Source organism: Streptomyces sp. NPDC048442, from assembly GCF_040651475.1.
In the GTDB taxonomy this organism is placed as follows: Bacteria; Actinomycetota; Actinomycetes; order Streptomycetales; family Streptomycetaceae; genus Streptomyces.
Map to the genome: position 1 here is coordinate 131,567 of NZ_JBEZKB010000023.1, position 13,230 is coordinate 144,796.

The 13,230-nt window shown below is 72.9% G+C and carries 1 protein-coding gene; it reads right to left on the reverse strand.

Going from position 1 to position 13,230, the window contains the following annotated elements:
* Positions 1-3 precede the first annotated feature (3 nt).
* The gene (locus AB0D18_RS29320; RefSeq protein ID WP_362424989.1) at positions 4-13,188 is read right to left on the reverse strand and encodes an amino acid adenylation domain-containing protein; all 13,185 of its coding nucleotides are present in this window, start codon (positions 13,186-13,188) and stop codon (positions 4-6) included.
* Positions 13,189-13,230: the final 42 nt, after the last annotated feature.

Genomic DNA, 13,230 nt, shown 5'->3' on the forward strand with positions numbered 1-13,230 from the left:
CGTTCAGCGGACTGGGCGGAAGTCGAGTGCGAGCAATGAGGTGGAAGGGGCACGGCGCGCCGTGGGCTGCGGGACGACGGAGCGCGCGGCCGGGGCGGAGTGTTCCGGGGAGTCGGAGCCTTCGCCGGCGGTGCGTTCCAGCCAGTGGCGGCGGCGGCTGAACTGCGGTGGCGGCAGCGGGGCCCGGGTCGGCCGCACCGTACGCAGCCGGGCGTCGAGTTCGCTGACGACGGCGTGTGCGTTGGTGCCGCCGAGCCCGAAGGCGCTCACTCCCGCGACCCGTGGGCGGCCATCCGTTTCCCAGGGGCGTGCCTCGGTGCAGGGGAAGAAGGGGGAAGCGGCGAAGTCGAAGCGCGGGTTGGGGCGTTCGCAGAACAGGGTCGCCGGGATCGTTCGGTTCTCGATCGCGAGGACGGCCTTGATGAGCCCCGAGATGCCGGCCGCGCTGAGCAGATGCCCGATGTTCGTCTTGACGCTCCCGATGGCGCAGTAGCCGCTGCGTACGGTGCTCTCCCTGAACACGTCGGTCAGGGCACGCAGTTCCATCGGGTCACCGATCATCGTGCCGGTGCCGTGCGCCTCCACCAGGCCGATGTCGTCGGCCGTGCGTCCGCTCATGCGCAGGGCACTGCGGATCACGCGGGACTGGGCATCGGGGTTCGGTGTGGTGAGGCCCATGGTGCGGCCGTCGTTGTTCACGGCGACCGCGTCCACGACCGCGCGGATCCGGTCGCCGTCGGCAAGGGCCCGCGCCAGCGGCTTGAGCAGGATCAGGCCGCAGCCTTCGCCGGGCACGAACCCGTCGGCGGCGTGGTCGAAGGTGGCGCACCGGCCGGAGGGCGACAGAGCGCGGGCCGCGCTGAACTCGAGGTACGGCTGTTCGTCGAGCAGTACGTCGACGCCGCCTGCCAGCGCGTACTCCGACTCGCCCGCGAGCAGGCTGCGGCAGGCCGCCTGTACGGCGAGCAGCGCCGAGGAGCAGGCGCTGTCGAGCACCACGTTGGGTCCGTGGAAGTCGAAGTGGTGGGCCACCCGGGCGGCCACGAAGTTCTGGTCACCGCCGAGGCCGGCCGGGCCGGAGCGCACTCCGGCGCGCGCGGAGTAGTGCGACATCCGGGCCCCGACGAAGACACCCACATCGCGGCCGCGCAGTTCGGCGTCCTGGTATCCGGCGTCGCGTATGCAGCGCACCGAGGTCTCCAGAACCAGCCGTACCGCCGGGTCGAGGCAGTCCGCCTCCTCGTCCGTGAGCCCGAAGTACGTGGCGTCGAAGTCCTCGATGTCTTCGAGGAAGCCACCCCACTTGCTGACGGTACGTCCCGGGCGGTGCACCGGGTCGTACAGGCCGCGGTGGTCCCAGCGTGACCGCGGCACCTCGGTGACCGCGCAGTCACCGGCGGCCAGAGCGCTCCAGAAGGCGGCCGCGTCAGGGGCGCCGGGGAAGGCGCACTCCAGACCGATGACGGCGATACGGCCGTCCGTCGCGGGCGGGCGTGACTCGGCCGGCGCCGGCCCTTCGGTGGGCTGCGGGACGTTCTCCGCCGCGGCCTGCGGAGCCCACCCGGCGAGTTCGGCGTCCAACTGCTCGATCGTCGGGTGGCGCAGAAGCAACGAGGGGTCCAGATCGCGGCCGGTCACCTGCTCGATGCGCTGCACCAGTTCGCCCAGCATGACCGACTCGACGCCGAGTTCGCCGAAGAGGGCGGTCGGGTCCAGGTCGGCGGGCGCAATGCCGAGCTCCGCGGAGAACAGCCCCATCAGCCAGGGCGAGGGGCCGGAAGTCGAGGCGTGCAAGGGCTCATTCTCCTTGGTTGCGGAGGCTGGTGCTTCCGGCCCGCGGGCCACTTGGGCCGCGTTCGACCCGTGGGTCGGCTGGGCCCGTTGGGGCTGTGGGGGCTGTGGGGGCTGTTGGGGAGTCCGGTGCTGTGCCGGGGCGAAGATGTGGTCGGGGTTGAATCCGGGCAGCGGTGCTACGGGCACGACCTGGGCGATCTCGTTGCCGGGGCGCTGCGCCAGGAGCAGGACCTGTTCGAGGACGTGCAGTGCCTGCGCGTTGTCCAGGGAGCCGAGTCCGGCTGGAGCGCAGGCGTCCGCAAGACGCACCCCCATGCCCGCCTCGCGCCAACTGGGCCAGTTCACCGAGCAGAACCCGGTGTGCCCGGTGCGCACGTGATGCCCGGCAAAGAGATCGAGGTAGGCGTTGGCGGCCGCGTAGTCACTCACTCCGGCACCGAGCCGCGGTACGAGGCCGGACGCCGAGGACGCCAGAACGAAGAAGGAGAGCGGGTCGTGCGCGCAGGCCTCGGCGAGCGCCCGCGCTCCGTCCGCCTTGGGCCCGAAGGCCGCACGCAGCTCCTCGGGGGTCTTGTGGACGAAGGGCGGCCGGCCCACCGAGGGCACTCCCGCGCAGTGGATGACGCCGCGCAGGTCGCCAAGCCCTTTGCGTACGGAATCGAGGAAGCGGTCCAGAGCCGTACGATCCGTCAACGAACCGCCGTACACCATGACTTGGGCTCCGGCGCGCTCCAGCGCACGGACCTGGTCGACAAGACCCGCGGTTGCCTCGTCCCGCCGCGTCCACAGGTGGCGCGCGGGAAGCTCACGGGTCCCGAGGAGTGCGAGTTTGCGCGCACCGCGCTCCACCAGGCGCTGGGCCGTCAGAGCCCCGATGGCGCCGGTGCCTCCGCTGACCACGTAGACCCCGCGCGGGTCGAGCCGCAGCGGTGCGTCGCTCGGCGCGGCGAGGGGTTCGAGGCGGGGGCGCAGCCGCACGCCGTCGCGCAGGGCGAGTTCGGTGTGGCCGTCCTGGCTCGCGTACTCCTTGGCGATCGAGTCCGCGGCGGCGCGCGGCCGGTCGGCCCCGAGAGGGAGGTCGAGGACGGTCGCGTGGACTTTGCGATGCTCGGCACTCAGCATCCGTACGAAAGCGGCCTGTTCGGCTCCGAAGAGGGTGCTGTCGTCGGTGGTGGGCCCGATGAGGCCGCGGGTGGCGAGGAGGATCCGCAGCTCCGTGCCCGGACGCCGGGCGATCAGGCGCTGCAGGGCCACGATGCGGGCCGGCCACGGCACCGGGTCCGCGCCCGGTGCGGCCAGATCGCACAGGTCGACCAGGCCGCGCAGGTCCTCGTGCCGGTCGAGGAGCCGGTCGAGCACTTCCGCGGCGGACTGTTCGTCGTAGAAGCCGGGCGTACGCCCTTCCGGGGCTCCGCCTTCCAGTACGAGGTGGACGTTCCCGGCGCCGAGCCGCTCCGCCAACGCCCTTGCGGCATCCACGGCTTCGGCCCGGTACAGGCAGACAATCGCTCCACCCGTGCTCCGTTCCTGTGGCTCCGGCACGGGCACCCAGGTCTTGTGGTGGAGGACGACATGGGGGGTGGGCCCGGCGCCGGGCGCCTGCGCGGGTCCGGCGTCCGGTGCCTGCGCGGGTGCTGCGTCCGGTGCCTGCGCGGGTGCTGCGTCCAGGGCCTGCGCGGGTCCGGCGTCCAGTGCCTGTACGGGTCCGGCGCCGGGCTTGGCGGGGGCGGGTGCGACGGGCCCGGAAGGACCAGCGGGCGTCCCCGTGGGCAGCCAATAGCGGCCCGCCGCGAACGGATAGGACGGCAGCGAGGTGAGCCGGCCCGGGCAGGTGCGGGCGAGCAGGTCCCAGTCGACCCGACCGCCCGTCACCCAGTGCCGGCCGAGCTCCTCCAGAGAAGACCCGCCAGGGAACGGGAGTTCAGGGCCCGCCGCACCGGCCGAGGCCCGGCCGCTCAGCACTCGGCCCCGTACCCCCCCGGCGAAGTCCGCCAGCACAGCGCGCAGCTCACCCACGGTGGACACCACCACGGCGAACCGCTCGCGCTGCTCCTCACGGCCCACTTGCAGGGTGTACGCGACGTCGGCGAGCACCGCGTCGTCCGTGAGCCGGCCGGCAAGGCGGCCTGCCAGCTCCGTCAGCCGCTGCTCGTCATGGGCCGAGAGCACCACAAGCCGTGGGCCTGCGGCCTCGGCCGCCGGGGCTTCCCCGGGCACGAACTCCTCCAGGACCACATGAGCCCCGGCGCCTCCCGCCCCGAACGAGCTGATCCCGGCCCGGCGCGGGCCGCCGCCCGGCGGGGCCGGCCAGGTTGCCGACTCGCGCTGCACGGTGAAGGGGCTGCGCGCCCAGTCGATATTCGGGTTGAGCCGCTCCGCGTGCAGCGAGGGTGCGAACCTGCGGTGCCTCAGCTGCAGCAGCACCTTGGTCAGGCCCGCGATACCGGCCGCGCCCTCCAGGTGGCCGATCTGGGACTTCACACTTCCCAGGGCGCAGGAGCCCTGCGGCAGGTCGCCGAACGCCCGGCTCAGGCCGTCGATCTCTACCGGGTCGCCCAACTCCGTTCCCGTACCGTGTGCTTCGAGGTATCCGATCGTCTGCTGCGCCACACCCGCGCGGCGCAGCGCGGCCGAGACAAGATCTCCCTGGGAGACGGGACTCGGCACCATGTAGCCGTTGCTGCGGCCGCCGTGATTGACGGCTGTGGAGCGGATCACCGCGTGGATGCGGTCCCCGTCGGCGAGTGCCCGGGCCAGCGGCTTGAGCAGCACCGCACCCACACCCTCGCCGGGTACGAACCCGTCGCCCCCCGCACCGAAGCTGCGGCAGCGGTGGTCCTTCGACGCCATCTGCAGGCGGGCCTGCTGGCGGTACTTGTGCGGGTGCAGGGAAAGGTTCACGCCGCCCGCCAGCGCCACCTCGCACTCCTCACGCCGCAGGCTCTCCACCGCCAGGTGGACCGCGGTCAGGGATGAGGAGCACATGGTGTCCACGGCCATGCTGGGGCCCTGCAGGCCGAAGACGTACGAGACCCGGTTGGCGATCCCCGCGGGGCAGGCGCCCGCGTCGTCCGTGCCGCCGGTGAGCGCCGCGCGCTCCACCGCCAGATAGGGGTATTCGTTGTACATGCAGCCGACGAACACGCCTACCTGGGCGTCATGTTGACGTTGCAGCCTGCTGCGGGAGTACCCCGCGTCCTCCAAGGTCTCCCAGGCGACTTCGAGGAACTGCCGCTCCTGAGGGTCCATCAGGGTCGCGTCGCGCGGGGTGATCCGGAACAGGAGCGGGTCGAAGCGGTCGACGTCGTCGAGGAAGCCGCCCCACATCAGCCCGTCGGGCCAGCCCGGCAACCGTCGCACCGCCGGGAGCTCGGTCACGCAGTCGCGGCCCTGTTCCAGGTTCCGCCAGAACTCCTCGACGTTCCGGGCCTGCGGGTACCGTCCCGCGACTCCGATGACGGCGATGGCGTCGGCGTCACCTGTGTGGTGGGTGCTTGTGTGGTGGGTGCTTGTGTGGTGGGTGCTGGCGTGGCGGGTGCTGGCGGCGGGGGAATCCTCCCCGACGGGCTGCGTCACCTCGTCGGCCGACAACGGCTGTGCGGGCCCCGTACCGGTGAGCGGGCCCCTCGCGCCGCCCGCCCAGGGGGCGTCCGGCCGGTTCTCCAGTTCGGCCGCGATCGAGGCGAGGTCGCCGTGCGCGTAGCACAGCGTCCGTGACACAGGGGCGGCGAAGTCCTGCTCCAGGCGGCTGTTCAGGCGTGCCACCACGTAGGAGCTGAGCCCGTACCGTTCCAGCGGCGTGTGGGCGTCCAGGTCCGCGCGGGCGATCCCGGAAGCCTCCGCGTAGGCGGCGCGGACATAGTCCACTGCGGCCGGTCGGCCCCCGCCGGCCTCCTGTGCGCGGCCGTCCGGCGTCTCCTGTCCCGCAGGCCCGTACGGCGTCTCCCGCCCACCAGGCCCGTCGGGCGCGGCCGGTCGCCGGCCGGACGTGACGGGGCGTGCCACCGGATGTCCCGCACGCGGGGGAAGCGGCAGAGCGATCCGGCGGGCCTGCGGCCCCCAGGCCTCGTGCCAGTCCACACAGTGCCCCGCGGTCCACAACGTGACGGCGGCGTCGAGGGGTTGCGGTGCACAGGCGGGGCCGCCGCGCTCCGCCGCCGTGCCCACGGTGAGCGCCGGGTGCGGCTGCCCCGCGAGGAACGCGTCGAGCGCGTCGGTGAGTTCACCGTAATCGCGGCACAGCACGGCCAGCCGGTGTGCGAGGGTGCGGCGTCCGGTCTGCAGCGTGAACGCCACGTGTGCCAGGCGCGGCGGTGTCTGCCCCGTGGCCCACCGCGCCGTGCACGCACGCAACGCGGCCGCGGAATCGGCGAGTTCCTGCCTGGTCGCACCGGAGAGGACCACCGCCTGCTGAAGGGGCTTGGGGTGGGGGCGGCCGCAGGGTGGGGCCGGCTCGGCGGCGCGGATCACCGCATGGGCGTACGAGCCGCCGGCACCGACCGCGTTGACCAGGGCCCTGCGCGGCCCTCCCCCCTCGGGGGCGGGCCAGGCCTGTGCGCGGTCCACGAACTCGATGGGCAGGTCGTCCCAGTCGATGAGCGGGGAGCGCCGGGCCGCGACCCGTGTGGGAGCGAACTCCTCGTGTTCCAGCTGCAGCAGCACCTTGATGAGCTGGGACAGCCCGGAGGCCGCCTCCAGGTGCCCGAGATTGGGCTTGACGGTGCCGGCCCGCAGCCCGCCGTGCGCGAACACCGCGCCCAGCGCGTCGAGTTCGGCCGCGTCGGAGAGTGCGGCTCCGGCGCTCGCGCACTCGGCGTACCCGATGTCGGCCGCCTGGAGGCCCGCGGTGTGCAGCAGGCGCCGCAGGGAGTCCGCGAGCCGGTCGGCGTCGGGCGTCCCGAAGCGCGGGGTGCGGCCCGGGTGCCCGAGCGCGGTCGTCTCCACCACACCGCGGACCCGGTCGCGGTGCGCGCCGTCCGCACGCCGCAGCAGGACCGCGGCCGCACCCTCACCGGGCGCCCATCCGGCCGCGTCCTCGCCGAGGATCCGCGGGTCGCCGTCCGCGGCGAGCAGTCCGGCTTCGGTGAGCAGGCGCAGATGGTACGGGTGCGAGACAAGGTTCACCGCGGCGACCACCGCCGCGTCGCACTCGCCCCGCAGCAGGCTCTCGGTGGCCAGGTGCAGTGCCGTGAGGGAGGAGGAGCAGGACGTGTTGACGGCCAGGCTGGGGCCGTCGAAGTCGAAGACGTGGGAGATGCGGTTGGGGATGTCCGCGGCGAGCGCCGAAATGCGGGCCTCGCCACCGGCCGACCACTCGTCGCTGCCGGCGATCTGGTGGTCCTGCCACATCACGCCGACGAACACACCGACCCGGCCGGCCTCACGGTGCAGCGACTGCGGGGTGTGCCCCGCGTCGTCGAGGCAGTCGGCCACGGAGTGCAGCAGTAGCCGCAGTTGCGGGTCGAGAAGCTCCGCCTCGGCGGGCGAGATCCCGAAACGGAGGCTGTCGAAGGACGTCGTGTCGTCGAGGTAGCCACCGGGTGGGGCGTCGCCCAGCTCGGCCCCGCGGTGCGTGGGCACGGGCCCGATGGCGGTGTGTCCCGCACGCAGGTTGTGCCACAGCTGCTCGGGGCTTTCGGCCCCGGGCAGCCGGCAGCCGACACCCACCACGGCGGCGCCTGTCGCAGCCGGCGCAGGTGAAGCGTCCTGGGTGGTCCGGGCCGCGGGGGCGAACGAGGCGTCGGGTGCTGCCGGCACCTCTGTACGTGGTCCGGGCGACGCGTACTGCAGCGAGGGCGCGTTCGGCCCCTCCGCCACCGGCGCGACGGCGCCCGCGAGGAAGGAGTGCAGGAACACGTGCCCCTCGTCGAGGCCGAACTGGTCGCGGATGTCGTCGAAGGTGAGGGTGCCGATCGGGCAGATGCCGATCCCGGACGCAGCCTGCCCCGTCAGGAGCAACTGCCCCATGTAGCCGGCTTCCAGGGTCAGGAAGTGATCGGCGACGTCCTCGTAGAGCGGGGCGATCCCGTGCCGCTGACCGATCAGGTAGAGACCGAGTCCGGCCCGGTCGAACACCGGGCGGTTGTAGTAGAAGTGGATCGATCGGTCGATCGTCGGCGTGGCGTTGACGAGGTGCAGGGCGTGCTCACGCGGCTGGTAGTAGTAGACGCCCTCGGCGAGTCCGTCCACGGCCCCTGGCTTGACGTGGAGGTAGGTCTGGACGGCGTACGTCTCTCCTGCCGAGGGGTACAGGAACACCTCGCGGCCTCCGGCGTGGGCCTCGGCGAGCAGTTCGAGAAGCCGGGACAGCGAGGCACGGTCGACCGGGCGGTCGAGGAACTCGCGCCGGCTGGAGCGGCGTGTGTAGTACTCCTGCGCGATCCCGGTACGGGGCAGGGGCACTGTCTGCTCCCCCGGACCGGTCGCACGCAGGTTCCAGGCGCCCTGCTTGAAGGCGTCACGTTCTTCCGGAGAGAACAGGTCGACGGGGCCGGGGGTGTTCATGGTCCGTACGGAGGCAACGGACCCTTGGGCGGACGGCTCCTGGCCCTGCGGCTCGGCGCTGGGGACGGCGTCCGGTCCGCTGCTCCCACGACGTGGCTCAGTCGCCTGATCCGTACCACCGGAGAGGAACTTGGCGATGCCCGCGGGAGTGGGTGCCGAGACCAGCGCGGCGACCGGGACCCGCCGCCCGAAGCGCCGCTTGAGCGCGACCGACAGCTGCACCATGGTGAAGGAGGTCGCGCCGGCGTCCCACACGTCCGCCTCGGGGTCGAGAGACGCGAGAGCGAGCACTTCGGCCACGATCCCCGCGATCTCCACCGCGTCCACGACGGGCGCCCCAGGAGCCACGGAGACCGCCGGCTCGGGTGTCTCGGGCGGCTCCCCGGAGCCTGCGGGCGGCGGCCACGGCAGGGCGTCGCGGTCGAGCTTGCCGTGGGAGGTGGCCGGGAACGCCGCGAGGAAGACGACGGCGTTGGGGACCATGTACGGCGCCAGGGTCTCGCTCGCGTGGCGGCGCAGGTCGACGGCGGTGGGCGGGTGCTCACGGTCCGCCACGACGTACGCGACGAGTTTGCGGTCGTCGCCGTCCGGCCGGGCGATCACCACTGCGTCCCGCACTCCCTCGTGCCCGCGCAACTGGTGCTCGATCTCGCCGAGTTCAACCCGGAACCCGCGGACTTTGACCTGATGGTCGGTGCGCCCGATGATGCGCAGCGTGCCGTCCGGCTGCCAGGCGGCCCGGTCGCCTGTGCGGTACATCCGTTCACCGGGTTGCGTGGCGAACGGGTCGGGCAGGAAGCGCTCCCCGGTCAGCCAGGGGCTGCCCACAAATCCGTTGGCCAGACAGGCACCCGCCGTATGGAGCTCCCCTTCGCGGCCGACCGGACAGGGCTGGAGCGCGTCGTCCAGGACGTAGTGCCGGGTGTTGTCGATGGGTTTGCCGTACGGGATGCTGCGCCAGTCCTTGTCCACCTCCCCGATGCGGTGCCAGACCGACCAGACGGTGGTTTCGGTGGGGCCGCCGAGGCTGACGACCTCGGCGCCGGGGAAGGCCGTACGCACCCGGTCGGGCAGCGAGAGCGGGATGAAGTCCCCGCTGAGGAACACCCGTCGCAGTCGGCCCGCTCCCGGATGGCCGGGACATCGGCCGAAGCCCTCGGCGACCTGGGCGAGGGTGGTGGGTGCGGAGTTCCAGAACGTGATCGGTTCGTCGAGCAGCACGTCCAGGAGCAGCTCGGGGTCGCGCTGCTGTTCCTCGTCGGCGATGTAGAGGCTCCCGCCCCGGCCGAGCACGCCGAACAGGTCGAACACGGAGAGGTCGAAGCCGAGGGAGGTGACGGCCAGGCCGACGTCGTGCGGGCCGAAGTCGAAGGTGCGGTGGGCCCAGGCGAGCAGATTGCGTACGGCCCGGTGCGGTACGGCCACCCCCTTGGGGGTTCCGGTGCTGCCGGAGGTGAACAGGACGTACGCGGTGTCCGCCCCGTCCACGGAAGCCACCGGCCGGGCCTCGCCTTCGCGCCCGTCGTACTCGTCGAGCCCGTCGACCTCCAGGAAAGCCACGCCGTCCGGAGCCTCCCACCCTTCGGTGTGCGAGGTGGTCAGCACGAGCGACGTGCCGGCGAGGCCGAGGATCTCGGACGCGCGTGCGGCGGGCAGCCAGGGCTCCACGGGCACATACGCCGCGCGGGCCTTGAGCACCCCGTACACGGCGGCCACCATGTCCGGGCCGCGGCGGATCCGCACGCCCACGGCGCTCCCGGGGCCCGCGTGCCCGTGTGCCCGCACATGGTGCGCGATCCTGTCCGCGTACCGGTCGAGCTCCCCGAACGTCATCGTGCCGCCGCTCCAACGCAGCGCCACCGCCTGGGGGTTGAGGCGCGCCTGATCCTCGAGGAGCAGGTGCAGCGGGTCGGCCCCGGCCGACGGAACCTCGGTGTCGTTCCACGTACGGAGAACCAACTCCCTTTCCTCTGCGGACAGTTCGTCACCACGAGAGGCCCCGAGGTCCTCGGCGACGGCCGCGACCGCGCGCTCGAAGCGCCCGAAGAGGCGGTCGAGGAGTTCCTCGGAGAGATCAGCGGTGACGACGTCCCAGCAGTACCGCAGCTCGTCGTCCTCGATCACCGAGATGCAGTCGACGGAGCAGCCCGGTGTGCTGGTCAGCCAGGGTCCCCGGCGTACGCCGTCGGGCAGCGGGTACGCCGTCATGTCGACGGCGCCCGTGTAGACGACCGGGTACGGCAGTTCGGTGCTGCCGCTCCCGGGCCCTCGGCGGCGCAGCTCGACCAGGGCTCCGGACGCTGACGCGCAGAGGTCGCGGCGGGCGAGATCGCGGTAGTGGACGGCGCGGCGCAGGCGCGGCAGCGCGGAGTCGGCGGCGGGCAGCCAGCTGAGCAGGGAGTGCTCTCCGGGCCGCGCCGCCTCCGGCTCCTGCGGCCAGAGCACGACGGCCAGCGCGTAGGGGTCGGGGCAGTCCTCGGCCAGCGCCTCGTCGAGGCAGGCGAGCAGCAGATGGTCGGCGTCAAGGCCCTCGCGCGCGGCGAGCGCGGAGAGCCGGCGCCAGCCGCCGAGCGTCCCGGAGCGGCGTACCACGCGCCGCTCGCCGCCGGGCCCCGCCGGCAGCACGGGACCCGCGGGGACGGACGCGAGGCGCTGCTTCCAGTACGCGGACGCGGCGGCGGTTTCCGCCTCGGTGTAGGCGTGGACCGCCACGGGGTGTGCGGTGGCGGCGGGGTCGGCGTACAGGCGCAGGAGTTCACGGAAGAGGCGATGGATGCTGGGTGCGTCGGCGAGCACCAGGTCGAAGGCGCAGTGGACGGTGAAGGCGCGGTCCGTGTCGCGGGTGACCCGCAGGTCGAAGTGCGGCCAGCGGCCGATCGGGAAGGGCCGGCCGGCCATCTCGTCGCGCAGCGACTCCCGTACCGCCTCCGCGTCCCGGTTCCCGCGCAGGTCGATGACCGGGATGTGCCAGCGCGCGGGCAGCCGGTCGCGTATCTCCAGGAGGCCGTCGTGTCCGATGCCGGTACGCAGCACCTCGTAGCCGTCGGCCAGGCGCAGCAGGGCGGTGGCGAGCCGGTCCGGGTCGAGGTCGTCGACGTGGAAGCTCTGGTAGCACTGACAGCCCTGTGCGGTCGCGGGGTCGGCCGACGCACCGTAGCGGGACACGATGTAGGCCTGCTGCAGCTCGCCCGGGGACCGTCGCCCGGCAGGCTCCGTCGCGCAGACGGCGAGCTGGTTGGTGAAGGCCGCGAAGGCGGTGTCCACGGCGCCGGGCGCGAACCGGCCGTCGACCACGTCCCAGCGGAAACGCAGCGCGCCGTCCTGCTCCCACATCTGGTGGTCGAGAGCGATCCCGGAGGTCTGGCTCACGCCGTACGTGATGTCCGCGCCGAATCCGCCGGCCACCCCGTCGCCCGGACCGACGCCGAGCAGGCTGGTGAACACCACGGCCGGGGAGGGTGGTTGTGCACCCGAGCGGGTCCGCAGCTCGCGCAGTACCTCGATGCCCGAGACCCCGCCGTGGCGCAGCGCGTCCCACAGCTGCTCGTGCAGATCCTGTGCCGTCTCGTCGAGCGGCTGCCCCGTGGTGGGGTCGGCCACCAGCAGGGCCGTGGACGTGAAGGGTCCGACCACGAGGTCGGCTTCGGCACCGAGCCGGGGGCGGTCGCTGGTGGTGACGGCGAACGAGAAGGGGTCCTGCGCCCCGCACCGGGCCAGCGTCTCGGTGAACACGGCGAGGACCAGGGAGGTGGGCGACACCTCCCACTGTCCGGCCAGAGCGGTGAGTTCCGCCCACTGGGCGGCGTCGATGCTGCCGTCCAGCGGGCGGCGGCGCGGCGCGCGAAGAGGTGTCGCGGGGTCGATGACGAGGGCGGGGCCGGGCGGCAGCTCCGCCAGCTTCGCACCCCAGTGGTCGAGGTCCGCCCGGTGGGCGGAACCGGTACGCAGGGCCGCGAGTTCGCGTACGCAGTCGCTGACCGTGGCGGCGGCCTCGGGCAGAGGACGGTCCGGGTGCTCGTACAGCTGATGCCACTGCTGCAGCAGCAGGGCGTAGCCGTGTGCGTCGGTCAGGAGGGTGTCGAGGCCGAAGTGCACGAGTCCGTCACCGCCCGGTCCCCTGGTCACCTCCACGGTGGCCAGGGGCCAGGTGCCCGGCAGGTGGTTGCGGTGGGACATACGGGCGCGGACCGCCAGAACATGCTCCTGGTACGCCGCCTCGTCGGCGTCGGTGAGCTCGTGGACGACGACCTCGCAGGGTGTGTTCCCGCGGCGTGTGCGCTGGGTGCCGTCCTCGTCGATGACGGTGCGCAGCATGTCGTGGTGGTCCACGAGCCGCTGCCAGGCCGCGACGAGCCGTGCGGCGTCGAGGTCGGCGACCGCCAGCTCCCGGTACAGGTGGCAGCCGCCGGGATCGGCGGACGTCTCCTCGTCCTTGGCGACGAGGTAGGCCTGCTGGAGCGGGGTCAGCGGGAACGGCTGATGGCGCTCGGCGGCCGCGGTCGCCGACGCACTCATGCTGGGGGCCGCGGTCGCCGGCGCATTCATGCTGGGGGCCGCGGTCGCTGTCGTGGTCGATTCCGCACCCGGATCCGCGGTCGCGGCCCGGGACGGCGCGTCGCCGGTCCGTTCGGCCGTCACCCGCGCGGTGAGTTCGCCGAGCGAGGCGCCACCCAGCCACCGCGGCGGCAGATCGACGCCGAAGGTGCGCTTCAACTCGACCCAGAGGCGGGTGGTCTGCAGGGAACCGAAGCCGATGTCCCGCAGCGAGGAGGCAAGTTTGTCCTCGGTGAGATCCGGAACGATCTCCGTCAGGATGCGCCGCAGAGTCATCCCGGTGTCGCCGTCGATCCGGTCGGCCGGCTCCGTGGGTCGTTCCAAGGTCTCGCTCATCGCCTTTCACCTGTTCTGTGGTGGGGAAGTGAGGGGAACGGC

What these genes read in the sequence shown, in the direction of transcription:
- AB0D18_RS29320 (WP_362424989.1), bottom strand. Translation starts at nt 13,188, where the DNA reads ATGAGCGAGACCTTGGAACGACCCACGGAGCCGGCCGACCGGATCGAC.